The sequence below is a fragment of the Paraburkholderia sp. RAU6.4a genome, from assembly GCF_050435625.1.
Classification (GTDB): Bacteria; Pseudomonadota; Gammaproteobacteria; order Burkholderiales; family Burkholderiaceae; genus Paraburkholderia; species Paraburkholderia tuberum.
The window spans coordinates 3,583,816-3,608,559 of the sequence record NZ_JBNDKQ010000002.1 but is presented as its reverse complement, the minus strand read 5'-3'; the positions used below and the strand labels follow the sequence as shown (position 1 = coordinate 3,608,559).

At 65.4% G+C, this 24,744-nt stretch carries 21 protein-coding genes; 11 read left to right on the top strand and 10 right to left on the bottom strand.

Annotated elements, in window-relative coordinates:
- Positions 1 to 190: 190 nt before the first annotated feature.
- The 5 genes from OKW40_RS21465 to purT form a co-directional block, all read right to left on the bottom strand.
- Positions 191 to 1,627: an aldehyde dehydrogenase family protein gene (locus tag OKW40_RS21465; RefSeq protein ID WP_184021588.1), complete on the bottom strand. Its 1,437-nt coding sequence runs from the start codon at positions 1,625 to 1,627 to the stop codon at positions 191 to 193.
- A gap of 32 nt (positions 1,628 to 1,659) precedes the next feature.
- Positions 1,660 to 3,312 carry an acetolactate synthase large subunit gene (locus OKW40_RS21460; protein ID WP_429491391.1) on the bottom strand — a complete coding sequence of 551 codons (1,653 nt, stop codon included), beginning with the start codon at positions 3,310 to 3,312 and terminating at the stop codon, positions 1,660 to 1,662.
- 254 nt (positions 3,313 to 3,566) lie between these two features.
- Entirely contained in the window at positions 3,567 to 3,950 is a 384-nt protein-coding gene (locus tag OKW40_RS21455) for an MliC family protein (protein WP_090803659.1), read from the bottom strand.
- 136 nt (positions 3,951 to 4,086) lie between these two features.
- Positions 4,087 to 4,299: a DUF6726 family protein gene (locus tag OKW40_RS21450; RefSeq protein WP_429491390.1), complete on the bottom strand. Its 213-nt coding sequence runs from the start codon at positions 4,297 to 4,299 to the stop codon at positions 4,087 to 4,089.
- 107 nt (positions 4,300 to 4,406) lie between these two features.
- Positions 4,407 to 5,621: a formate-dependent phosphoribosylglycinamide formyltransferase gene (gene purT, locus OKW40_RS21445; RefSeq protein ID WP_429491388.1), complete on the bottom strand. Its 1,215-nt coding sequence runs from the start codon at positions 5,619 to 5,621 to the stop codon at positions 4,407 to 4,409.
- A 482-nt stretch (positions 5,622 to 6,103) separates the two neighbouring features.
- Here purT and OKW40_RS21440 point away from each other — a divergent pair, with 482 nt between their 5' ends.
- Together OKW40_RS21440 and OKW40_RS21435 are read left to right on the top strand one after the other, a co-directional pair.
- Entirely contained in the window at positions 6,104 to 6,640 is a 537-nt protein-coding gene (locus OKW40_RS21440) for an META domain-containing protein (protein ID WP_184059436.1), read from the top strand.
- Between the two features lie 113 nt (positions 6,641 to 6,753).
- Positions 6,754 to 10,857: a DNA translocase FtsK gene (locus OKW40_RS21435; RefSeq protein WP_429491385.1), complete on the top strand. Its 4,104-nt coding sequence runs from the start codon at positions 6,754 to 6,756 to the stop codon at positions 10,855 to 10,857.
- 104 nt (positions 10,858 to 10,961) lie between these two features.
- On the opposite strand, the gene OKW40_RS21430 is transcribed toward OKW40_RS21435, so the two are convergent.
- Positions 10,962 to 12,353: a lactonase family protein gene (locus OKW40_RS21430; protein ID WP_429491384.1), complete on the bottom strand. Its 1,392-nt coding sequence runs from the start codon at positions 12,351 to 12,353 to the stop codon at positions 10,962 to 10,964.
- A 267-nt stretch (positions 12,354 to 12,620) separates the two neighbouring features.
- On the opposite strand from OKW40_RS21430, the gene OKW40_RS21425 reads away from it, so the two are divergent.
- On the top strand, positions 12,621 to 12,773 hold the full coding sequence (locus tag OKW40_RS21425; protein ID WP_013088853.1) for a DUF3096 domain-containing protein: 153 nt from the start codon (positions 12,621 to 12,623) through the stop codon (positions 12,771 to 12,773).
- Between the two features lie 318 nt (positions 12,774 to 13,091).
- On the opposite strand, the gene OKW40_RS21420 is transcribed toward OKW40_RS21425, so the two are convergent.
- Positions 13,092 to 13,337, bottom strand: coding sequence for a hypothetical protein (locus OKW40_RS21420; protein WP_090803648.1), 246 nt, complete (start codon positions 13,335 to 13,337; stop codon positions 13,092 to 13,094).
- A 244-nt stretch (positions 13,338 to 13,581) separates the two neighbouring features.
- Between OKW40_RS21420 and OKW40_RS21415 the strand changes: the two genes are divergently transcribed.
- Both OKW40_RS21415 and OKW40_RS21410 read left to right on the top strand, forming a co-directional pair.
- The gene (locus OKW40_RS21415; protein ID WP_429491382.1) at positions 13,582 to 15,471 is read left to right on the top strand and encodes a glycoside hydrolase family 15 protein; all 1,890 of its coding nucleotides are present in this window, start codon (positions 13,582 to 13,584) and stop codon (positions 15,469 to 15,471) included.
- Positions 15,472 to 15,650: 179 nt separating this feature from the next.
- Positions 15,651 to 16,928: a polyhydroxyalkanoate depolymerase gene (locus tag OKW40_RS21410; protein ID WP_429356834.1), complete on the top strand. Its 1,278-nt coding sequence runs from the start codon at positions 15,651 to 15,653 to the stop codon at positions 16,926 to 16,928.
- Between the two features lie 123 nt (positions 16,929 to 17,051).
- On the opposite strand, the gene OKW40_RS21405 is transcribed toward OKW40_RS21410, so the two are convergent.
- Positions 17,052 to 17,684 carry a TetR family transcriptional regulator gene (locus tag OKW40_RS21405; RefSeq protein ID WP_013088849.1) on the bottom strand — a complete coding sequence of 211 codons (633 nt, stop codon included), beginning with the start codon at positions 17,682 to 17,684 and terminating at the stop codon, positions 17,052 to 17,054.
- Between the two features lie 240 nt (positions 17,685 to 17,924).
- Between OKW40_RS21405 and rsxB the strand changes: the two genes are divergently transcribed.
- The 3 genes from rsxB to OKW40_RS21390 all read left to right on the top strand — a co-directional run bounded on the left by rsxB (position 17,925) and on the right by OKW40_RS21390 (position 20,097).
- On the top strand, positions 17,925 to 18,830 hold the full coding sequence (gene rsxB / locus OKW40_RS21400; protein WP_429491380.1) for an electron transport complex subunit RsxB: 906 nt from the start codon (positions 17,925 to 17,927) through the stop codon (positions 18,828 to 18,830).
- Positions 18,831 to 18,873: 43 nt separating this feature from the next.
- On the top strand, positions 18,874 to 19,518 hold the full coding sequence (gene nth, locus OKW40_RS21395; protein ID WP_187611024.1) for an endonuclease III: 645 nt from the start codon (positions 18,874 to 18,876) through the stop codon (positions 19,516 to 19,518).
- 144 nt (positions 19,519 to 19,662) lie between these two features.
- Entirely contained in the window at positions 19,663 to 20,097 is a 435-nt protein-coding gene (locus tag OKW40_RS21390; protein ID WP_018419890.1) for a DUF1841 family protein, read from the top strand.
- Between the two features lie 126 nt (positions 20,098 to 20,223).
- Here OKW40_RS21390 and OKW40_RS21385 read toward each other — a convergent pair whose 3' ends face one another.
- Together OKW40_RS21385 and OKW40_RS21380 are read right to left on the bottom strand one after the other, a co-directional pair.
- Positions 20,224 to 20,604: a c-type cytochrome gene (locus OKW40_RS21385; protein ID WP_429356830.1), complete on the bottom strand. Its 381-nt coding sequence runs from the start codon at positions 20,602 to 20,604 to the stop codon at positions 20,224 to 20,226.
- 46 nt (positions 20,605 to 20,650) lie between these two features.
- Complete coding sequence (locus tag OKW40_RS21380) at positions 20,651 to 21,019, bottom strand: c-type cytochrome (RefSeq protein WP_184045800.1); 369 nt, start codon at positions 21,017 to 21,019, stop codon at positions 20,651 to 20,653.
- Between the two features lie 316 nt (positions 21,020 to 21,335).
- On the opposite strand from OKW40_RS21380, the gene OKW40_RS21375 reads away from it, so the two are divergent.
- From OKW40_RS21375 to OKW40_RS21365, 3 genes are all read left to right on the top strand, one after another.
- Positions 21,336 to 22,178 (top strand): AAA family ATPase, encoded by an 843-nt coding sequence (locus OKW40_RS21375; RefSeq protein WP_090803635.1) that lies wholly within the window; start codon positions 21,336 to 21,338, stop codon positions 22,176 to 22,178.
- 28 nt (positions 22,179 to 22,206) lie between these two features.
- Entirely contained in the window at positions 22,207 to 23,382 is a 1,176-nt protein-coding gene (locus OKW40_RS21370; protein ID WP_018419886.1) for a vWA domain-containing protein, read from the top strand.
- 61 nt (positions 23,383 to 23,443) lie between these two features.
- Positions 23,444 to 24,664, top strand: a complete 1,221-nt coding sequence (locus OKW40_RS21365) for a benzoate/H(+) symporter BenE family transporter (protein WP_429335988.1) — start codon at positions 23,444 to 23,446, stop codon at positions 24,662 to 24,664.
- Positions 24,665 to 24,744: the final 80 nt, after the last annotated feature.

Genomic DNA, 24,744 nt, shown 5'->3' with positions numbered 1-24,744 from the left:
AACGCTCGTGACGGCTGGCCGGCCGGCGGCTCGCGGCCGTTGCTTCGGTCGCAGCGTAGTGCGCACAGACGACAGTGGCGTGACAGCCGGGCCCTTCGGCGGGCGGCGCGCGGCGTTCGTCAGCCGTCCCGGCGCCCGCACTGGCCCCATTGCGAACGGTCGCCCGCCCCCGCTCACGTCAGATCGCCCCTCACCACGTCTCGCGCATCACCATCAGCCGCATCTCGGTCATGTCCTCGATCGCGTAGCGCACGCCCTCGCGCCCGAGCCCCGAATCCTTGACGCCGCCATACGGCATGTTGTCGACGCGGAACGACGGCACGTCGTTGATCACGACGCCGCCCACTTCGAGCGCATCCCACGCGCGATGCGCATGCGCGAGCGAATCGGTGAACACGCCGGCCTGCAGGCCGAAGTCGCTGTCGTTGACCTGCGCGAGCGCCGCCTCGAAATCATCGAAGCGCTCGAGTATCGCAACCGGCCCGAACGCCTCCTTGCGATACAGATCGGTGTCGCGCTTCACGCCTTCCAGCAGCGTCGCCTCGAACATCGCGCCGTCGACCTTGCCGCCCGCGACGATCTGCGCGCCCGCCTGCACCGCCCCCTCCATCCAGCCAGCGAGCCGCTTCGCTTCCGATTCGGAGATCATCGGCCCGACGAAGGTCTTTTCGTTCTTCGGATCGCCCATCACGAGCGACTTCGTCTTCGCGATCAGCTTCTCGCGCAGCGCGTCGTAGACGCTCGTGTGCGCGAGAATCCGCTGCACGCCGATGCAGCTCTGCCCCGACTGATAGAACGCGCCGAACGCGAGCCGGTCGACCACGTAGTCGAGCTTGCCGCCCTGGTCAGCGTCGACGATCGCCGCCGCGTTGCCGCCCAGCTCCAGAATCACCTTCTTCTTGCCGGCTTTGCGCTTCAACTCCCAGCCGACCGCGGGCGACCCGGTGAACGACAGCAGCTTGAAGCGCTCGTCGGTCGTGAACAGGTCGGCGCCGTCGCGATGCGCGGGCAAAATCGAGAACGCGCCCTTCGGCAGATCGGTTTCCGCGAGAATTTCGCCCATGATCAGCGCACCGACCGGTGTGCGGCTCGCCGGTTTCAGCACGAACGGCACGCCGGCCGCGATCGCCGGCGCGACCTTGTGGGCGGTCAGGTTCAACGGAAAATTGAACGGCGAGATGAACGAGCACGGCCCGATCGGCACGCGCTTCACATAGCCGTGATACCCGTTCGCGCGCGGCGAAATCTGCAGATTGATGATCTCGCCGTCGATCCGCACGCTCTCCTCCGCGGCGACCTTGAACGTATCGATCAGGCGCGTGACTTCGCCCTTCGAATCGTTGATCGGCTTGCCCGCCTCGATGCACAGCGCGAGCGCGAGTTCGTCGTAGCGCTCGCGAAAGCGCTTCACGCAATGTTCGAGCACCGCCTGGCGCTTGAACGGCGGGTACGCTCGCATGGCCGGCATCGCATCGACCGCCAGGCCGATCGCCTTGTCGATCGCGGCCGCGTCGGCCATTGCGACGCGCGTGGCGACTTCGCCGCTGAATTTGTCGGTGACTTCGAGGTCGGTGTTGGCGGCCACCGGCTCGTTGGCCAGGTAGTACGGATAGGTTTTCTGCAACATGTCGCACTCTCCTTGATTCGATGCACGGATGCTCAAAGCCGCGCGGACAGCCGCTTGATCTCGCGATTGAGCACGCGCTCGTTGTCCGAATAGTCGATCGGCACGTCGATCACGTGCACGCCGGGCGTCGCGAAGCACTCGCGCAACAGCGGCGCGAACTGCTCGGCCGCCTCGATCCTATGCCCCTGCGCACCATAACTCTGCGCATAGGCGACGAAATCCGGGTTCGCAAGCGTCATGCCGTAGTCCGGGAAGTTCATGTTCTCCTGCTTCCAGCGGATCATGCCGAACGCGTCGTCGCGCAGAATCAGGATCACCAGATCGAGCTTCAGCCGCACCGCCGTTTCGAGCTCCTGCGAGTTCATCATGAAGCCGCCGTCGCCGCACACGGCGATCACCTTGCGCTCCGGATGCACGATCTTGCTCGCGATCGCAGACGGCAGCCCCGCGCCCATCGACGCCAACGCGTTGTCGAGCAGCAGCGAATTCGGCTCGTGCGCGCGGTAGTAGCGCGCGAACCAGATCTTGTACATGCCGTTATCCAGACACACGATGCCGTCGACCGGCGTGGTCTCGTACACGTCGTTGACGATCCGCACCGGGTACATCGGGAAGCGATCGTCGTGCTGGCCCTTCACCAGATGCGCCTCGAAGTGCTCCTTGATCTCCTTGAAGCGCGTGAAGTCCCAATGCTCCTGACGTGTCTTCAGGCTCTCCTTGAGCTGCCACACCGCGTTGGCGATATCGCCGACCACTTCGATCTGCGGGAAATACACCGGATCGACTTCGGCGCCGAGGAAGTTCACGTGGATCACGGTCTTCTCGCCCGCCTCGCCGCTGCGCATGAAAAACGGCGGCTTTTCGATCACGTCGTGACCGACGTTGATGATGCAGTCCGCGAGCTCGATCGCGCGGTGCACGAAGTCGCCGTCGGACAGCGTCGCGTTGCCGAGCCACATCGGATGCGATTCGTCGATCACGCCCTTGCCCATCTGCGTGGTGAAAAACGGAATGCCGATCTGGTCGACGAACTCGCGCAGCATCTTCGTGGTGGTTTTGCGGTTGCCGCCCGCGCCGATCATCAGCAGCGGATGCTTCGCGGCGGTGATCGCCTCGACCGCGCGCGCGACCGCTCTCTCCTCGGCGACCGGACGGCGGCTGTAGCTCTTCGGAATCGGCTTGCCGTCGCCCTCTTCGTGCGCGACGTCCTCGGGCAATTCGAGGTGGGTGGCGCCGGGCCGCTCCTCCTCGGCGCGGCGCACCGCCTCGCGCACCGTCGCAGGAATGTTGCCGATCGACACGATCTGCCGTGTGTACTTGGTGAGCGGCTCCATCATCCGCACCACGTCGACGATCTGGAAGTGCCCCTGCTTGCTCGACTTGATCGGCTTCTGGCCCGTGACCATCAGCATCGGCATGCCGCCCAGCTGCGCGTAGGCGGCCGCGGTCACGAAGTTGGTCGCGCCGGGGCCGAGCGTCGCCAGACATACTCCCGTGCGGCCGGTGAGCCGCCCGTAGGTGGCGGCCATGAAGCCGGCCGCCTGCTCGTGGCGCGTGAGGATCAGACGGATTTTCGAGCGGCGCAGCGACTCCAGCAGATCGAGATTTTCTTCACCGGGGATGCCAAACACATACTCGACACCTTCGGCTTCCAGGGATTTGACGAACAGGTCCGATGCTTTCATTGAGGGGCTCGCTTGATGACTCGGGGAACGGACAATCGAAGACGACAACGACGGCTGCGCGCGAAACACCGCTCCGCGCGCGCGGCATGGCAAACGGCATGGCGAACGCCATGCCGGACAGCTTACTACTCGAACGGAAACGATGCGCGCGAGCGCACGAGGCGGCGCGGGACAGGAAGCCAGGCGCGAGAAGAAGAGGCGGCGGTAGGGAATGAAGCCGCCGCATGCGGTGCATGTGTCCGCCGATCAGCAAATCAGCGAATCACGGTCACGCAGTCGGATAGAATCGGCGGCGCGTTCTCGCCGCTCGTCAGGTCATATAGATTGGCGCGCGGACCCTTGGTCCACCAGGTGTAGCTGCCGGCCTGGTACTTCGCACCGGACGCCGAGATCGTGTTGACGAACAGCATCGACGCGCCTTTCACCGGCAGCACGGCGAAGCTCTGGCCGTTCTGCGCGTTCCAGTAGGTGACTTGCAGGATCTTGCCGGTCGCGCAGGTGTATTTGCGCGTCTGATGGTTCTTGCCCTCGATGTGCTTGAATTGCAATGGCGCGGCCGATGCGCCGCCGGAAGATGCCGCCAGCCAGGCCACCGTCCATGCTGCCGTCGAGAGGATTGCAACACGCCATGTCTTCATCGAACACCTCGATTGTTGCGGGGGTCAGGCAGGGAGGGCAACACCGGCCGCGACGCCGGTCACAGCCGAGTCACGGCCGAGCCACGGCCGAGTCACAGGCAGCTCATGGGCGATTCACGGACAGCTCAACGACGCTTCAAGGATCGATCACGCCGGCACACGCATCGGTCGGCGCAGCGGCGACGTGGCCGACCACTGGCACGATCTTCAGTCCCGCCGAAGCGATCCGGCACGGCGCGGCCGCGAGCCCGCAGCCGCTGATGCCGGCGCTCAGCGCGAACGCCACGCCGAGTGCGCCGACCCGGCGAAGCGCGCCGCGCCATGGATTGCTGCGAGTTTCAAGCGCCATACGATCCTCTACTCCGATCTCTTTGCTTCGATAAGCCAGAAACGAATGCGGCAGGCTCTTTCGTGTGCGTCCCGCACACTTTTGCGCCGCGCCTCGCCGCCTGCCCGTTACTTCGCCGACACCGGCCGCACCGCGGCCGCCGCCTGCCTGGCACGCGAGCGCGCTTCCCCGATGTTCTCGCCGGTCGCGAGCGCGACGCCCATGCGACGTTTGACGAAGCTTTCCGGCTTTCCGAACAGGCGCAGATCCGCATTGGGCACCGCAAGTGCGGCCGCGACGCCTTCGAACGCGATGCCGGCCTCGTCGCGACCGCCGTAGATCACCGCCGACGCGCCCGCCGCACGCGGCGACGTATCGACCGGCAGGCCGAGGATCGCGCGCGCATGCAGCTCGAACTCCGAGAAGCGCTGCGAGCACAGCGTGACGAGCCCCGTGTCGTGCGGACGCGGGCTGACTTCCGAAAACCATACGTCGTCGCCGCGCACGAAAAGTTCCACGCCAAACAGGCCGCGGCCGCCGAGCGCCGCCGTCACCTTGTGCGCGATCTCGCGCGAACGCTCGAGCGCGAGCGGGCTCATCGGCTGCGGCTGCCACGATTCGACATAGTCGCCCGCGACCTGCACGTGGCCGATCGGATCGCAGAAATACGTGCCGACCGCACCGCTCGCCGGGTCGATCGCGCGCACGGTGAGCTGCGTGATTTCGTATTCGAAGTCGATGAAACCCTCGACGATCACGCGCCCGAAATTCACGCGGCCGCCCGCCATCGCGTACTGCCAGGCGGGTTCGACGTCGGCGTCGCTGCGCAGCACCGACTGCCCCTTGCCCGACGACGACATCACCGGTTTCACGACGCACGGATAGCCGACCTTCGCGATGCCCGCGCGCAGCTCGTCGAGCGAATCGGCGAATGCGTACGGCGAGGTCGCGAGGCCAAGCTCCTCCGCAGCGAGGCGGCGGATGCCTTCGCGGTTCATCGTCAGTTGGGTGGCACGCGCGGTCGGGATCACCTCGGCAAGCGCCTCGGTTTCGATCGCGGCGAGCTCGTCGGTGGCGATCGCCTCGATTTCGGGGACGATCAGATGCGGGCGCTCCTGCTCGACCAGTGCGCGCAGCGCGGCGCGGTCGGTCATGTCGATCACATGCGCGCGATGCGCGACCTGATGGCCCGGCGCGTTCGGGTAACGGTCGACGGCGATCACTTCGACGCCCAGCCGTTGCAGCGCGATGATCACTTCCTTGCCGAGTTCGCCGGCGCCGAGCAGCATCACGCGCGTCGCGGATTCAGAAAGGGGCGTGCCGATCCGTTGGCCGATCTGCATGGGAACTCCAGATAAAAGTCGGGATGAGGGTGGGATTGGATAGACCGCGATGTTAACATGCGGGCCCCTTGCCGCGCGGCGCTCAGGGTGCGCTTTGGGTGCGCTCGCGAGGCCGTGGCGGTCGAGCGGAACCGTGCCGCCGCGTCGACGTTCGCAGCCGCGATCACGTCACCGCGAGCATCGCTCGCGCACGACAAGCTTAGGGTCTGTTTACATATGGAACGCACGTGCGAATGCCCGCTATCGGCCGTCCCCCAAGGGGACGGCCGATAGCGGGCATTCCCCTGGAATGAAATTCAGAACTGGGGTTGCCGCGAGAAGGGCCGCTCGCTGCGTCATGCTCCTTGCGAATACGTCGAGTATTCGCGGCGTCGCAATCCTTGCGAGCGGCCCTTCTCGCGGCAACGCACGTGCGTTCCATATGTAAACAGACCCTAGTACGTTACCCTTACGCCTTCGCCAGTTTGAACAGGAACGACGCCATGCTCATCCGCTCCCGCCCGCGACCTCTTGCGCGCATCATTCCGTGCCTGCGCACGGCCGTCGCCGCGTTGAGCATCGCCGCGCTGCTCGGTGCCTGCGCGATCCCGAAGCATCCGGACTCGTCGGCGCCGCCGCCTGATCCGTTCAATCCCGCCGCCGCGCAACTGCTCGACGACACCAGCTGGGTGCTGAGCTCGTGGAAGAACGCCGACGGCACGGCGCGCGCGGTGCCGTCGAAAGATCAGAAGCCGCTCACGCTGACGTTGTCGACCGAAGGCGGCCGGCGCCACGCGAGCGGCTTTTCCGGTTGCAACCGCTTCATGGGTTCGTACACGCTGAAGGACGGCAAGCTGAGCTTCGGTTCCCTCGCCGGCACACGCATGGCGTGCGTCTCGCCGGGCGGCGACATCGAGAAGCCGTTCCTCGACGCGCTCGAGCGCATCGATCGCACCGGCGTGCAGATGCGAGCGCCGCAGCAGATGCAGCTGATCCTCGACAACGGCGACACCCTGATGTTCGATCGCAGCGACAAGTGATGCGAGTTTGCGCCGCGTTCGTGATTCGCGCCGGCCTTCGAAGCCGCGCGCTGCGCCGTTTAAACTCGACGGATTGCGCTTCTCGCGCGCTCCGTCATTCGTAGATGTCTGGTATGCACACGGTAGTTTTCGGCTGGTTCGGCGGGTCGGCCGTCTGGTTCATTCCTCTTTTGTGGCGCCTCGTGAAGTCGATGCTGCCGGGCGGCGCGGGTCTGCGCGGCCCCGGCACGATCCGGCTGTGGCTCGGCTTCGTCTGCGTGCTGATCGCGAGTTGCACGCTCGAGGGCTCGCTGATCGGCATTGCCGGCATCAATGGTTTCGGTCATGCGCTCGCCGCGGGGCTTGGACATCTGCTCGGCCATGTCGGCACGCCGCTCGCGGCGCTCGCGCTGCTCGTGATCAGCCTGCCGTGGCTCGTCGACTTCCGCTGGAGCGACGTCGCCGTTTGGGCCGACGGCGCGTTCGGCCTCGGTCTGTCGCGGGGACTCGCGAAGCGCGACGAGGATGCGCGCCGCCACCGCAGCGTCGACGACGGCGCGCCGTCGCATGTGTCGCCTGCTACCAACACGATGGCGCCACGCAATAACAAGGGTCGCTACGCGCGGCCGACGGTGTGGCGTCCGCCCGCGAGCGGGCGCGGCGCGGGCTCCGCCGCTGCTGCCGGCACCGCGGCGACTGGTATCGCGGGTAGCAAGGACGCTTCCGCCCGTGGCGCCGGCGCAAGCTGGCGAGCCGATGCGGCCGCTGACGCGGCGCGCGGGCCGGTCAAGCAGACCGAGCCGGTGTTACGCACGGGGTCGAACGCGTCGCCGCGCCCGGCAACGTCGACGGCAACGCAGGCGCTGCATGCGGACAAGGCTGCGGACAGATCCGCCGCACCATTCGTGCCGACCGAGCCGGTCGCGCCGGCCGGCTGGCTGCGCACCACGGAGCCGCGCGCGGCGACGGCGGCGGCATCGCTGGGTGCGGCGGGTGCATCGGCCGCATCGGGCATGTCGGCTCGTGATGGTGCTGCGCAGATCGGGCGGCGCTCGGTCGGAGATCAGCGTGCGGCCGCGTCGTTCGGCTCCAGTGCCGCGTCGTTCGGCTCCAGTGCCGCGTTGGCGGCGACGGCCGCCAACGCGGCCGGCGTGTCGGCGCGCGCGGCACAGGCAATGGCGGGCCGCGCCGCCGCGTCGGGCGCCGGTATCGGCATCACAGCGGGATCGATGAATGCCGCGGGCCGCGCAAGCCGCCCGTCGTCGCTGCCACGTCCGGCCGACGGCAGCGCGCCGCTCAATCGCGGCGCGACCCCGCGTCAACCATTCCCGGCCGCTTCGCGCGCCAACAGCGTGACCTCGCCGTCGACCGTGCGCCGGCCTACACCGAACTTCACTGGAACGATGACGAACGCGTCGACGGTCGCGCCGCCCGCGAGCGTCGAGGAAACGCTGCGCAGCATCGCGGAAAACGCCGCGCGCTGGACCGACATGGCCGGCGTGAGCCTGGCGCGCAGCCGTGGCGCCGATAGCGCGAAGATTGGCGATGCAGAGCGTGCGTCGACGACGTTCGATGTGCCACCGGCGCAGCGGGACGTGCTACCTGTCGAAAACGGCGAGACGGTTGCGGCGCCGCAGGCGCAGAGCGTGGAGAGTTCGGCGCGGATGGTGTCGCCGGCGCAGTCGCAGCAAGAGACCGCATCGGTCGAGTTGCCGGCTGAGCGTGCGGTGGCCGAGTCCGAGAGGTCGGTCGAGGGCGGCAACGAAGCGGTTGCGCAATGGCCGACCGAACCGCCCGTCATTCATGCGCCGCTTACGGCTGCGCCGCAGACGACGACTGCAACCGAGTCGGTGGCCGACGTGGCTGCTGCGGCTGTCGAATCCGCGGTTGTCGAGCCATCGGCATCCGCTGTGGCTGAACCTGCCGCCACCGAACCCACCGCACGCGCGCCGCAACATGAGTCGCCGACGGCGACGCCATTCGAGCGCTTCGCAGCCAGCCTACGGGACGATGCTTCGCAAGAAGACGCACCGGCGGTCCAAAACGATTCGACGCAGACAGCAACAAACACCAGCGTCCCGGCATCGCAGAGGGAGGAATCCGCGCGAACCGTCGAACCGGCCAGCGCCGACACCGCGACGCCTCCGCAAGCGCTGGCTCCGGCAGCCGAAATCGTCATCGGCAAGACGCTCGTGCCTTGGGAGAGCAAGCTCGGCCCCGCCGCGGCTCAACGCGCGGCCGCGTCGGCGGACTCGCCGCAGACGGAGGCCGCCGCGCCGTCGAGCGCAAGCGTGCCGCCGGGGTCCGGCGCGACGGTCTCGGAGCTCGCCAGCGAAAGTGCGCAGTCAGGTGAGCCCGCGACGTCGCACGCCCCTGCCCTGCCCGCTGTGAACGAGCCCGCGAACGAGCCCGCGAACACCCCCGCAAACGACTCGCCGTCGTCGACTTCGACGAGTGCGGCGAACCTCGCTATGCCGGCAACCGCACCGGCCGTCGTCTCGAACGTAGTCCGTTTCCCGGGCTTCGCCGCGCCGGCGACCAGCATCGAGCCTTCGGTCGGCGCAAGCGCAACGCCTGTCGCGAACACGCCGGCCGCCGAACCGTCGCGCGCTCCGTCGCCCGCTCCGTCGTCTTCGCCAGCGCTAACACCGCAGGTCCAATCCGCCGACCAACCCACTGCCGAGCCCGCCGCCCGCCCGCCGCTGCCCGGCCACGCGCCGGTCAACGGCTTCGAGTTCCATGCGCCGGCCGCATCGATGGTCGAACTGCCGACGCTCGATCTGCTCGCCCCCGCCGATGCCGACATCGAACCGATCCCGGATGAAAAGCTCCGCGAAACCGGCCTGCTGATCGAGCAGCGCCTGCAGGAATTCAAGGTGCCGGTGACGGTGGTCGGCGCATCGGCGGGTCCGGTCATCACACGCTTCGAAGTCGAACCGGCGCTCGGCGTGCGCGGCAGCCAGATCGTCGGTCTGATGAAGGACCTGTCGCGCGGTCTCGGTCTCACGTCGATCCGCGTGGTCGAAACGATTCCGGGCAAGACCTGCATGGGCCTCGAACTGCCGAACGCGAAGCGCCAAACGATCCGCCTCTCGGAAATTCTCGAGGCGAGCGTCTACCAGAACTCGCACTCGCGACTCACGCTTGCGATGGGCAAGGACATCACCGGCCATCCCGTCGTCGCCGATCTCGCGAAGGCGCCGCACATGCTGGTGGCCGGCACGACCGGCTCGGGCAAATCGGTCGCGATCAACGCGATGATCTGCTCGCTGCTGTTCAAGGCGACGCCTGAGGAAGTGCGCCTGATCATGATCGACCCGAAGATGCTCGAACTTTCGGTTTACGAAGGGATTCCGCATCTGCTCGCGCCGGTCGTCACCGACATGAAGCTCGCGGCCAACGCGCTGAACTGGTGCGTCGGCGAAATGGAAAAGCGCTACCGGCTGATGTCGGCCGTCGGCGTGCGCAATCTCGCCGGCTTCAACCAGAAGATCCGCGACACCGAGGCGAAGGGCAAGAAGCTCGGCAACCCGTTCTCGCTGACGCCCGATGCGCCCGAGCCGCTGGCGCCGCTGCCGCTGATCGTCGTCGTCATCGACGAGCTCGCCGACCTGATGATGGTCGCCGGCAAGAAGATCGAGGAGCTGATCGCGCGGCTCGCGCAGAAGGCGCGCGCGGCCGGCATCCACCTGATCCTCGCGACGCAGCGGCCGTCCGTCGACGTCATCACCGGTCTCATCAAGGCGAACATTCCGACGCGCGTCGCGTTCCAGGTGTCGTCGAAGATCGACTCGCGCACGATTCTCGACCAGATGGGCGCCGAGTCGCTGCTCGGCCAGGGCGACATGCTGTTCCTGCCGCCGGGCACCGGCTACCCGCAGCGCGTGCACGGCGCGTTCGTCGCCGACGAGGAAGTGCATGCGATCGTCGAATATCTGAAGCAGTTCGGCGAGCCACAATACGAGGAAGGCATTCTCGACGGCCCGGCCGCCGATGGCGGCGCGGCCCAGGACCTGTTCGGCGAAGCGCCGGATGCGGAAGCCGATCCGCTGTACGACGAAGCGGTCGCGTTCGTCGTACGCACGCGGCGCGCGTCGATCTCGTCGGTGCAGCGGCAGTTGCGCATCGGCTATAACCGCGCGGCGCGGCTCGTCGAGCAGATGGAGACGGCCGGCCTCGTGTCGGCGATGAGCATCAACGGCAGCCGCGAAGTGCTGGCGCCGGGGCCGGCGGAATGAGCGCCCGGTGAATCGCTAACCGGGTCGGCGATGATCTGGAAGAAAAAACGGACAGCCTCACGATGTGAGCTGTCCGTTTTTCATTTACCCGCGCGTGCCGCGCATCACGACGGTGATACCAGCTTGAAGTCGACCGGCGAGCCGAGATCGAAATGCTGCTTCGGATTCGGATCGAGCAGCCCCGTCTGCGGATCGCGCTTGAACACATAAACCGTGTCGCTCAGCTGATTGCCGACGATCAGCCAGTTACCGGTCGGATCGATGGTGAACTCGCGCGGCGATTTGCCGAGGCTCGACTGCCGGCCGATCTGCTTCAGGTGTCCAGTGGCGGGATCGACCGAGAAGATCACGATCTCGTTCGCGTCGCCGCGATTGGACGCATACACGAAGCGTCCGTCCGGCGACATATGGATCGCCGCGGCGCCCACCTTCCCCTTGAAGTCAGGCTCGCTCAATGGCAGCGTCTGCACGAGCTTCAGCCTGCCGTCGTGGTAGTCGAACGTGCTGACGGTCGCCGCGAGTTCGCTCGTCAGATACGCGTGCTTGCCGTCCGCGCCAAAGATCAGATGGCGCGGACCCGTGCCGGCCTTCTGCTGCGTGTAGCCCCAGTCCGTTGCGATGAATGGACCCGCGCCGGCGCTGCTCTGCGGCGCGTAGCGGTACGAGTACAGCTTGTCGGCGCCGAGGTCCTGCGCGAACAGATAGCGGCCGTCAGGCGAGAACACGGTCGAATGCACGTGAGAGTTGTCCTGCCGCCCTTTCACCGGACCGCCGCCCTCGTGATGCACGGTCTGCACCGAGGTGCCGACCTGGCCGTTCGCCTGCAGCGGAAACACCGCGAAACTGCCGCCCGGATCGGGCGCGACCGAATAGTTCGCGCCCAGCAGATACTTGCCGTCCGCCGAGATGCTCAGATAGCACGGATCATTGCCGTCCGACGACACCTTGTTCAGAAACGTCAGCTGCCCGCGCGCGGCATCGAAGCCGAACGCGCTGATCCCGCCGCGCTGCGTGGCCGGGCCGTTGTCACCGGGCAGTTCGTTGACCGAATAGACGAAGCGGCGGTCGCGGCTCACGACCAGAAACGACGGATTGACCGTCTGCGCGACCGACACCTGGGTCGCCGCGCCCGTCTTCGTATCGAAGCGAAAGACGTAGATGCCCTCGCTCTTGCCGCTGGTGTAAGTACCGACCAGCATCGTATAGACGCCGTCCGCGGGGACCGGGCCAGAATCTTGCGCATACGCGTGCGAAGCAACAATCGAAACCATGAGCGCGAAACCTTTTATTATCGAACGGGCGGCGCGCAACGGCGTTGGCCGCGTTGCGCGCCGGGCGGTGCTTTCCGCCGTGCAATCCACGGCAGATGGAGCGGCGCGGTCAGCGCCACGCGGACGGGAACCCTGAAAGGCAACACTGGCAAGAACAGAAGTAAAAACGGAAGTCGGAACTGGGCGCACGGCAATACGCCCGACGGCACGGCGACTGTGAAGCATGAGACCTCCTCGACATCGGTTGTCTGGTACGGGCTCGCGTATGAGCCGGGGTACGAGCGGTTGTAACGGTGTCTGGTCTGCCGCGCCGCGAATCGAGCGTCGTTCCACGTTGTTGTTGTCGAAGTCAGTATAAGAGCGTCAGGTCGGATCATGCAGTGAATCCATCGCTGCGGCACGGTCTGCGCCAGCGGCTTGGGTCCCGCGCGGCGGGACGTTTTTCAATCGTTTTCTCAATCGCGCATCACGCGTCTCAACCACGGAGTCTCCATGAACGTCACTCTCAGCCTGGGCCCGCTCGTTTCGCTGATCGCCGGCATCCTGATCCTGATCATGCCGCGCCTGTTGAACTACATCGTCGCGCTCTACCTGATCATCATCGGCATCATCGGGATCTTCGGCGTGGGCTCGTCGCATCTGTGAGCGACAGGCGCCGCGACGCCGGGCGCGAGATTTGCGTCCGGTATCGAGGTGGTTTTGCACGAAGGGAAGGTTCGCTGGGTGCCAGCGCCACTCGCCCGTGTGAGAGCGCGGTAAATGTCACGCCATGACATATGCGGGAAGCGGGCATCGCGCGCAAGATGGACGCGCGCGACCGCCCGCGCCACGCGAACGATCGACCTGACGCGACGCGGCGTGAAGATACGGATAGGAAATGCGAAGGCGCGGTACGAAGGGATGCGGCGAATGGCCGGCGCGGATACGCCAAGAACCTGCGCTACGAACGCTCGGCCCTACCGCTCAACCGTTCGCCAGCTGTTCGAGCCGCAGGCGCCCCTGCAACGACAGCGCGCCGACCGCATAATGATCGGCATCCTGCTGATAGCGCCGGAAGCAGGCCCGCTCGACCAGGAAGGAGGCGGCAGCCAGCATGCCGTTGCGGCTCAGGCCGAGCCGGCCATGATCGAGCGGCAGCATGGAGTCGCCGGCAAGCTGGCTGGCGGCCGAGAGAATCGTGATGCAATCGGATTTCGAAGGGTTCAGCATGGCTTTCGTCCTCGGAAACGGCGTCTGCAACCGCCATGAGCAAGGCCGATTCGCAGTCCGGCAGGTCGCCGGACATCGGCATGAAATTTGATTGTATGCATGGATTTGACAATTTTCCAATCCGCGTTTTGCCGCACTGTGCGGTGAACCAAACACTGCCGATCGTGGTCCGGTAATAACGCCCACTCGAAGCGCGGCTGCTGTTGCCGTCCGTAATAACGACTCGTTTTCCGACACGCTTTCCATGCCTGCACACATCGAAGACTACGCACTCATCGGCGATGGCCATACCGCCGCGCTCATCTCCCGCGAGGGTTCCGTCGACTGGCTCTGCTGGCCGCGCTTCGACTCGGGCGCCTGCTTCGCCGCGCTGCTCGGCTCGCCCGACAACGGCCGTTGGCTGATCGCCCCCGCCACCGAGGGCGAGCACGGCGCGCCGACCATCACGCGGCGCTATCGCGGCGAAACGCTGATCCTCGAAACCGACTTCGAAACGCCCGACGGCGCCGTCACGCTGATCGATTTCATGCCGCCCGGCAACGGCTGGTCGGAGCTGATCCGCATCGTCGTCGGCAAGCGCGGCACCGTGCGCATGAAGATGGAACTCGTGCTGCGCTTCGACTACGGCTTCTCGATTCCGTGGGTCGACAAGCTCAAGCACGACAGCGGCATCAAGGCGATCGTCGGCCCCGACAACGCGGTGCTGCGCACGCCGGTCGAACTGCACGGCGAAGACATGAAGACCATCGCGGAATTCACGGTAACCGAGGGCGAGCGCGTGCCGTTCTCGCTCGCGTACGCGGCGTCGCATCTGCGCATTCCGCCCGCGCGCGATCCGCACACGTCGCTCGCGCGCACCGAAAACCACTGGCTCGAATGGGCGGCGCGCGGCACCGTCGAAGGACGCTGGGCCGGGCCGATCCGCCGCTCGCTGATCACGCTGCGCGCGCTCGCCTACGAGCCGACCGGCGGCATCGTCGCGGCGCCCACCACCTCGCTGCCCGAGCGGCTCGGCGGCACGCGCAACTGGGACTACCGCTACTGCTGGCTGCGCGACGCGACCATCACGCTGCTCGCGATGATGCGCGGCGGCTACTACGACGAAGCGCGCGCCTGGCGCAGCTGGCTCGGCCGCGTGATGGCGGGCGCGCCCGACCAGTTGCAGATCATGTACGGCATCGGCGGCGAGCGGCGCCTGCCCGAATCCGAAATCGACTGGCTGCCCGGCTATGAGGGCGCGAAACCGGTGCGCATCGGCAACAACGCGGTCGGGCAGCGTCAGCTCGACGTCTACGGCGAGGTGATGAACGCGCTGCATCTGGCGCGCGTCGGCGGCCTGCAGGCGGACGTCACCGCGTGGAGCGTGCAGCGCGCGATGCTAGAGCACCTGAGCACGATCTGGCGCGAACCCGACGAAGGCATCTGGGAGACGCGCGGCGGCCCCGAGCATTTCACGTTCTCGAAGGTGATGGCGTGGGTCGCGTTCGACCGCGCGATCCGCTCGGCCGAAATGTTCAAGCTCGACGGCCCCCTCGACGAATGGCGCGCGACGCGCGACACGATCCATGCCGAGGTCTGCGAGAAGGCGTGGAATCCGGAGCTCAACGCGTTCTCGCAGTACTACGGCAGCGATCAGCTCGACGCGAGCGTGCTGCTGATGCCGCTGGTCGCCTTCCTGCCGCCGCACGATCCGCGCATCAAGGGCACGGTCGAGGCGATCGAGCGGGACCTGATGCACGGCGGCTTCGTGCTGCGCTACCGCACCACGGAATACGACGACGGCTTGCCACCGGGGGAAGGCACCTTTCTTGCGTGTTCGTTCTGGATGGTGGACAACCTTGCGCTGCAGGGACGCGTGCAGGAAGCAATCGAGATGTACGAGCGGCTGCTCGCGCTGTGCAACGACGTCGGCCTGCTGTCCGAGGAGTACGACCCGGTCGATAAACGTCTCGTCGGCAATTTTCCGCAGGCGTTCTCCCACGTGGCGCTCGTGAACACCGGACTGAACCTGATGAAGCACGAGCAGGAGATGGCGCAGGCGACCGGCCATCCGGCGCATGACGGCATCCGCGCGATGGAGCTCGAGGTTCAGGCAAGCCCTGATAGCGGCGGAGCAGCATCGCCATTAGCATGACGCAGTGACAATTTGCGTACACTGAATGCGAATATTGTTGCATTGCACAAATTTGCCTTATTCGATATTATCGATCTGACTGTCGGCCGACAATAATGTGCCTACAACCACAATGGCCCGCCGCAACGCCTCACGCGTGTTTGCGAAGCCCCATGCGAACCGCTTAAAACGGAGCAAACATGCTCTATCAATTTCATGAATTCCAGCGGGCGATGTTGAGCCCCCTCACCGCCTGGGCTCAGGCCGCATCGAAATCATTTGCGAATCCGGCCAGTCCGCTAGCCTATGTTCCGGGCGCCACGCGCCTTTCCGCCGGCTACGAACTGCTTTACCGGCTCGGCAAGGACTACGAAAAGCCCGAGTTCAATATTCACCAGATTGTCAAAGACGGCCATAACATTCCGATCGTCGAGCAGACGTTCATCGAAAAGCCGTTCTGCCGCCTGATGCGCTTCAAGCGCTTCGCGGACGACAGCGAAGCTGTCAGCCAATTGAAAGACGAACCGGTCGTGCTCGTCTGCGCACCGTTGTCAGGACACCACGCCACACTGCTACGCGATACCGTGCGCACGTTGCTGCAAGACCACAAGGTCTACATCACCGACTGGCTCGACGCGCGCATGGTGCCGCTAGAAGCCGGCTGGTTCGGTCTGAACGACTACATCGCGTATATCCAGGAATTCATTCGCCATATCGGCGCGAAGAATCTGCACGTGATCTCGGTGTGCCAGCCGACCGTGCCGGTGCTCGCCGCCATTTCGCTGATGGCGAGCCGCGGCGAGGACACGCCGCGCACGATGACGATGATGGGCGGCCCGATCGACGCACGAAAGAGCCCGACCTCGGTCAATTCGCTGGCCACGCAGCACTCGTACGAGTGGTTCGAGAACAACGTGATCTTCACGGTGCCGCCGAACTATCCCGGTGTGGGCCGCAAGGTCTATCCCGGCTTCCTGCAGCACACCGGTTTCGTCGCGATGAATCCGGAGCGTCACGCGGCGTCGCACTGGGATTTCTACCAGAGCCTGCTGCGCGGCGACGAGGACGACGCCGAAGCGCACCGCCGGTTCTACGACGAGTACAACGCGGTGCTCGACATGGATGCCGATTATTACCTCGACACGATCCGCGTCGTGTTCCAGGAGTTCCGTCTTGCCGAGGGCACGTGGGTCGTCAACGGCGAACCGGTGCGGCCGCAGGACATCACGACGACCGCGCTGTTTACGATCGAAGGTGAACTCGACGACATTTCCGGCGACGGCCAGACTTACGCGGCGCACGACTTGTGCAGCGGCATTCCGACGAAGAACAAGCGTCACTTCACTGCGGAGAAATGCGGCCACTACGGCATTTTCTCGGGCCGCCGCTGGCGCACGATCATTTACCCGCAATTGCGCGACTTCATTCTCGAGCACAACAAGGCAGCAAAAACGGCGAAAGAAAAAGTCGAAGCCTGAGCATCAAACTTGCACTAGCATATAAAAAGCCAACGGTCCCGTTCGAGGCCGTTGGCTTTTTTATCGCGCTTTGTTCGTGATACTGATTTTTTGCCACGGCCATGATCACCGCGGCACTGCCCGTTACTTTCTCAACAAATACGCGAGCAGCAGTTCGGTATTCATCTGAATCACCTCGCTGCGTTCGGCGGCGCTGCTGAAATCGCGGCCGAGCGTCGCCTCGAGCGTGAAACGGTTCGACACGATGTAGTAGCCCATGCCCGAGAGCGTCACGTAAAAGCGCAGCGGGTCGATGTTCGTGCGAAACAGCCCCGCGCGCTGCCCACGTTCGAGAATGCCGCCGAGCGTGGCGACGATCGGCGAAATCATTTCGCGTATGCGCGTGGACTTCTGCATATAGCGTGCTTCATGCAGATTCTCGTTGTTGATGAGCCTCAACAACTCGGGATGATCGCGGTAGTAGTCCCACACGAAATGCGCGAGACGCGTAACCGCCTCGACCGGCGCGATTCCGTTGAGTTCGAGCGTGCGTTCCGCTTCGTTGAGCGCGCTGAACGCGTGCTCGAGTACCGCGGTGAATAGCTGCTCCTTGCTACCGAAGTAGTAATAGAGCATTCGTTCATTGGTTTCCGCGCGGCGAGCGATCTGATCGACCCGCGCGCCGAACAGCCCTCCATTTGCAAACTCTTCCGCCGCCGCGAGCAAGATGCGGCGCCTCGTGCCTTCAGGATCTCTTTTGATTTTCGGCTGATTCATGGTGGCATCGTCTTCGTGAGCCGCGTTCTCCGGATCGCGCCGCCGGCCTCTCCTCGAGCCTTTTTGTGGCGGCGTTTAGCGGGCGCGTCATGGTTGGGAAACACACCCTTTTCTGCGGTCTTTCGAATGAAGCGCTTCGATTATGGCACATGGATTGCGAATGGCAATCCGGGAAATCGGCGATAATGTGCTATTTAGTTCAGGTCGTGCGATCGCACGGCAAACCCCCGCGCCGCAACCGTGACAGACGTCAAAACACTCGCGGATCGCATCGAAGATCTGCTGCCCCAAACGCAATGCACGAAGTGCGGTTATCCCGCATGCCGTCCGTATGCCGAAGCCGTCGCCAATGGCGAGGCGAACTATAACCAGTGCCCGCCCGGCGGCGCCGAGGGCATCGCGCGCCTCGCCGCGCTGCTCGGCAAACCGGTGATTCCGCTCAATTCGGCCAATGGCGTCGAACGTCCGCGTCCGTTGGCGGTTATCGACGAACAGGTGTGCATCGGCTGCACGCTGTGCATGCAGGCGTGTCCGGTCGACGCGATAGTTGGCGCACCGAAACAGATGCACACCGTGGTCGCCGAGCTATGCACCGGCTGCGACCTGTGCGTGCCGCCCTGCCCGGTCGACTGCATCACGATGCTCCCCGTGACCGGCGAGGCCACCGGCTGGGATGCATGGAGCCAAAGCCACGCGGACGCGGCGCGGGCGCGTCATAACCGCCACGAGACCCGTCTCGCGCGCGAGCGCGACGCCGCCGAAGCGCGCGCTGCGGCGCGGCGAGCCGCAAGCGCGCCGCCGGCTGCGCCGGACGCGGTTGCGGCAAACGGCGCGACAGTGCCGTCCGAGGCTCCCGCCGCCCCGATTGCGGACGACGCGGAAGCGAAGAAACGCGCGATCATCCAGGCCGCGCTCGAACGCGCGCGCAAGAAGAAGGAAGACTTGGCCGCGAAAGGCGAGGGACCGCTGAACACCGAGAACGTCAGCGCCGACGTGCAGGCACAGATCGACGCCGCCGAAGCGCGCCGCCGCCGTCTCGGTCTTGCCAGCGGTGGCGACACGCCCGGCTCGGAGCAGAAGTCCGACGAGTCAAATGAGTCAAACGAGTCCAATCCGCCGTCCAACTCGCCGCCAACCACGCGCTGACCACGCCGACGCAACCCGGCCCACTCACACGGACCCGCTCCGCATGAACGCGAACAAACGCCGCGCGATCTACGAAACGCTTCAGAGTCTCAATCCGCATCCGACCACCGAGCTCGAGTACACGACGCCGTTCGAACTGCTGATCGCGGTGCTGTTGTCGGCGCAGGCGACCGACGTGTCGGTCAACAAGGCGATGCGCAGGATGTTTCCGGTCGCGAACACGCCGCAGAAGGTGTTCGACCTCGGCGAGGAAGGTGTCGCGAGCTATATCAAGACGATCGGTCTGTATCGCACGAAGGCGAAGAACGTGATCGCAACCTGCCGCATTCTGCTCGACCGGTATGGCGGCGAGGTGCCCGAGGATCGCGAGGCACTCGAAGGGCTGCCCGGTGTCGGCCGCAAAACGGCCAACGTGATCCTGAACACCGCATTCGGCCATCCGACCATCGCGGTCGACACGCACATTTTCCGCGTCGCCAACCGCACCGGCCTCGCGCCCGGCAAGGACGTGCGCGCGGTCGAAGCGGCACTCGAAAAATTCACGCCCGCCGAATTCAGGCAGGATGCGCACCACTGGCTGATCCTGCATGGACGCTACGTGTGCAAGGCGCGCCGCCCCGAATGCTGGCATTGCGCGATCGAGCCGCTGTGCGAGTTCCGGCCGAAGACCCCGCCACCCGATCTATAAGGCCGGCCCAGTTCGAGACCCGAGGCAGTGCAGCGCGCCTGCGGCCCACGCGGCCGCCGCGTAAAATAGTGCCTTACGCGCAGCGCGCACTGCGGACCCGCACCGTCGCGCTCCGCGCCTCCACTCCCACGCACCGGTTCCACGATGTTCAATCCCAGCCGCGACGAAGTTCGCCTCTTTTTCACCGACACCTGGCGCAAACAGCGCCAGGGCGAGATTTTGACGCCGCTCGAGGCGATCGCCGCCGACTGGATCGTCGAGCATCCCGAATATCACGCCGATCTCGCCGATGGTCCCGCCGCCCAGGCGCAGGACTATTCGCCGGAGCGCGGCCAGACCAATCCGTTCCTGCACCTGTCGATGCACCTGGCGATCTCCGAGCAGTTGTCGATCGATCAGCCGCCCGGCATTCGAGCCGCGCATGAGCGGCTCGCCGCGCGCCTCGGCTCGACGCACGAGGCCCAGCACGCGATCATGGACTGCCTCGGCGAAACCATCTGGGAAGCGCAGCGCACCGGCACGCCGCCGGACACGGACGCGTATCTGCAGCGCATCGAACGGCGCGCGACGCGCGACTGAGGCGACTGGAAACGCCGGCGCGGCACGACGCCAGCACGCCGAGGTACGACGCCCTCAAAGCAAAACACCCCGCCAAGGCGGGGTGTTTTGCTTTTGAAGCTTCGGCGCGAAACCGGCGCCCGACGCTTACTTTTTCTGCACGAGGTCGCCTTTTAGCGATTCGATGTAAGCGGCGATGTCCTTCATGTCACTTAGCGACAGGCTCTGCACCTGTGCCTGCATGATCGCGTTGTTGCGGCCGAGGTGTGGATTGGCAGTACCCATCTGGTACTGACGCAGCGCCCAGAAGACATAGTCGGCGTACTGACCGGCCAGCTTCGGATACTCCGGGCTCACCGGCTTGTTCAGGTTGGGACCGTGGCAGGCCGCGCAGTTGTGGCTGTCGGCGAGCACCTTACCGTTGCCGGCGTCGGCCGCGTGTGCTGCGTTCGCTGCGGCCAGACCGATGACCGCCGCCGCGCCGACCGCCTTGAATACCGTGTGGAGTGCCTGTTGGGGCTTGATCATGAAATCTCCTATCCCGCGAATTGGATGTGCTGGTGACCGACGCCGATCACTTGTCGGGATTGTTTTTCGAAGCGGCAGTTTGCGCCGCGTAGTACGCGGCGACATCGGCAATGTCCTGATCCGACAGCGTCACCGCGATCGCATGCATCGTGGCGAAATGGCGGTCGCCCTTCTTGTAGGCGCGCAGCGCGTTTTCGAGGTACGCCTGGTTCTGGCCACCAAGCTTCGGCACGCGGAAAACCTCTGGATAAGCCGTGCGGTATTCGGGGATGCCGTGGCAGCCGATACACATCGCGACCTTGTCCTGGCCCGCCTTGGCATTGCCTACGACATCCGCTGCCTGCGCATTGGCCGCATACCCCGCGAGCACCGACAGCGCTGCGATCACGACGTGTTTGCCGACGAATTTATTCATAGATGTAACCTGGCTTGAGGGGAAACGGGTGCCCACAAAGGCAGCGGTCCGCGCCGTTCTTCTTGTAGGGTAGCCACGCAGGCCAAAAAAATCGGGCTCATTGTACCGCGCCGCCGCGCCGAACGTCCACCGGACACGGGGGCCGCGCAACGCCCGCCGGGACGGGCGCCACGCCATGACCGCGTCGGCTTCGCAACGACGCCACAGCGGCACCGCCGCCGCGTCACTGCGCGGCTGACACCATACGTGAGCCGGTTTCAGGCCAACAGGCCTTCTGACTTATACTGGGTTTTTTCCCGCACAAGAGCATCTCGTCATGCGTTTCGAAGGCTCATCGCAGTACGTCGCCACCGACGACCTCAAGCTCGCGGTCAACGCCGCGATGACGCTCAAGCGTCCGCTGCTGATCAAGGGCGAACCCGGCACCGGCAAGACCATGCTCGCCGAGGAAGTCGCCGCCGCGCTCGGCATGCCGCTCTTGCAATGGCACATCAAGTCGACCACCAAGGCACAGCAGGGGCTGTACGAATACGACGCGGTGTCGCGTCTGCGCGATTCGCAGCTCGGCGACGAGCGCGTGAAGGACATCCGCAACTACATCGTCAAGGGCGTGCTGTGGCAGGCGTTCGAATCGGACGAGCAGAGCGTGCTGCTGATCGACGAGATCGACAAGGCCGACATCGAATTCCCGAACGACCTGCTGCGCGAACTCGACCGCATGGAGTTCTACGTGTACGAGACGCGCGAGCTGGTGCGCGCCAGACATCGCCCGCTCGTGATCATTACGTCGAACAACGAGAAGGAGTTGCCCGACGCGTTCCTGCGCCGCTGCTTCTTCCACTACATCAGGTTTCCGGATGCGACGACGATGCAGCAGATCGTCGACGTGCATTACCCCGGCATCAAGAAGGATCTGCTCGCCGCGGCGCTGCAGAGCTTCTTCGAGCTGCGCAACGTCGCGGGGCTGAAGAAGAAGCCGTCCACCTCCGAACTGCTCGACTGGCTCAAGCTGCTGCTCGCCGAAGACATTCCGCCCGAAGCACTGCGCTCGGCCGATCAGAAGCAGATCGTGCCGCCCCTGCACGGCGCGCTGCTGAAGAACGAACAGGACGTGAGCCTGTTCGAGCGGCTGCTGTTCATGAACCGCAACAACCGTTGAGCGGGCGCCGCGCCGCAGGACATCCAGCATGCTGATCGACTTTTTCTACTCGCTGCGCGCCGCCCGCCTGCCGGTCTCGGTGAAGGAATACCTGACGCTGCTCGAAGCGCTGAAGGCCAACGTGATCGCGCCGTCGCTCGACGAGTTCTACTACCTCTCGCGCATCACGCTCGTGAAGGACGAGCAGTACTTCGACAAGTTCGACCAGGCGTTCGGCGCCTTTTTCAACGGTGTCGCGGCGACCTCGGAGCTCGCGTTCGAGATTCCGCCCGACTGGCTGAAGAAGAAGCTGCAACGCGATCTATCGCCCGAGGAAAAGGCGCAGATCGAGGCGATGGGCGGCATCGACAAGCTGATGGAGCGCCTGAAGGAACTGTTCGACGAGCAGAAAGAGCGCCACGAGGGCGGCAACAAGTGGATCGGGACGGGCGGCACGTCGCCGTTCGGTCACGGCGGCTATAACCCCGAAGGCGTGCGCATCGGCGGCGACGCGGCCGGCAATCGCACGGCCGTCAAGGTATGGGAAGCGCGCGCGTATCGCGACTACGACGACCAGGTCGAAATCGGCACGCGCAACATCAAGGTCGCGCTGCGACGGTTGCGCCGGTTCGCCCGCGAAGGCGCCGCGGAAGAACTCGACCTGCCCGACACGATCCGCAGCACCGCCGCGAACGCCGGCTGGCTCGATCTGAAGATGGTGCCCGAGCGGCACAACAACGTGAAGGTGCTGATGCTGCTCGACGTCGGCGGCTCGATGGACGATCACGTGAAGCGCACCGAGGAGCTGTTCTCCGCCGCGAAGGCCGAGTTCAAGCACCTCGAGTTCTACTACTTCCACAACTGCGTGTACGACTTCCTGTGGAAGCACAACCGCCGCCGCCACGCCGAGCGCACACCGACGTGGGACGTGCTGCACAAGTTCACGCCCGACTACAAGCTGATCTTCGTCGGCGACGCGACGATGAGCCCATACGAAGTGTTGCAGCCCGGCGGCTCGGTCGAGTACAACAACGCCGAGGCCGGCGCGGTGTGGTTGCGCCGGCTCGCCGATCACTTTCCGCACTTCGCGTGGCTGAACCCGGAGCCGGAAGCGCTGTGGCCGTACCGGCAGTCGGTCAGCGCGATCCGCGAAGTGCTGGGCCACCGCATGTATCCGCTGACGCTCGCGGGCCTCGAGACGGCCATGCGGGTGCTGAGCAAGTAACGCCCGCCGTTCCAGAATCCACGTCCCGACGCTTCAACTTCCACAACAAGAAAGCCTTCGCATGAGTTCGTCCCCGTCGCCCCAGCTGTCCCCCGCCGCCACGTCGCCCAGGCGCTTCAATCCGCTCGCCGATACGTCGCTGTCGACGATCGTCGCGGGCTTCGTCGCGGCGATGACCGGCTACACGAGCTCGCTCGTGCTGATGTTTCAGGCGGGCCAGGCCGCGCATCTGAGCGACGCGCAGATTTCGTCGTGGATCTGGGCGCTGTCGATCGGCATGGGCCTGTGCACGATCGGCCTGTCGCTGCGCTTTCGCGCGCCGATCGTGATCGCGTGGTCGACGCCGGGCGCGGCGCTGCTGGTGTCGTCGCTGCCGCATGTCGAGTATGCGCAGGCGATCGGCGCATTCATCTTCTGCGCGGCGCTGCTGACGCTGGTCGGCGTCACCGGCTGGTTCGACGCGCTGATGAAGCGGATTCCGTCCGGCCTTGCGGCAGCGCTGCTCGCGGGCATCCTGTTCGAGATCGGCATCGAGATTTTCCGTGCCGCGCAGTACCAGACCGCGCTCGTGCTGACGATGTTCTTTACCTACCTGATCGTCAAACGGTTCGTGCCGCGTTATGCGATTCCGACCACGCTCGTGGCAGGCACCGCAGCCGCCGGCGGCCTCGGGCTGCTCGACTTCAGCCACTTTCACGTCGCGCTCGCGCACCCGGTGCTGACGATGCCGTCGTTTTCGGTGGCGGCTTGTGTGAGCATCGGCATTCCGCTGTTCGTGGTCGCGATGGCCTCGCAGAACGTGCCGGGCATCGCGGTGCTGCGCGCCGACGGCTATACGACCCCGTCCGCGCCGCTGATCGCGACGACCGGCGTCGCATCGCTGCTGCTCGCGCCGTTCGGTTCTCACGGCATCAATCTTGCCGCGATCACGGCGGCGATCTGCACCGGCCCTGAAGCGCACGAAAACTCCGCCAGGCGCTACACAGCGGCCGTATGGGGCGGCATTTTCTATCTGCTCGCGGGCGTGTTCGGCGCGACGATCGCCGCGCTGTTCGCGGCGTTCCCGAAGGAGCTGGTCGTGTCGGTCGCGGCGCTCGCGCTGTTCGGCTCGATCATGAGCGGGCTCGCCAACGCGATGCAGGATACGAGGCAGCGCGAGGCGGCGCTCGTCACGTTCATGGTGACCGCCTCGGGACTCACGCTGCTGTCGATCGGCTCGGCGTTCTGGGGGCTCGTCGCGGGCGTGGTGACGCAAGTCGTGCTGAACGCGCGCCGCGTGTGAACGGATCGCCACGCCCGGCTGTCCATACGCGGTGTTCATACCGTCCTCGGCGATCCGCCATAGAATAGATGTATCCGGCA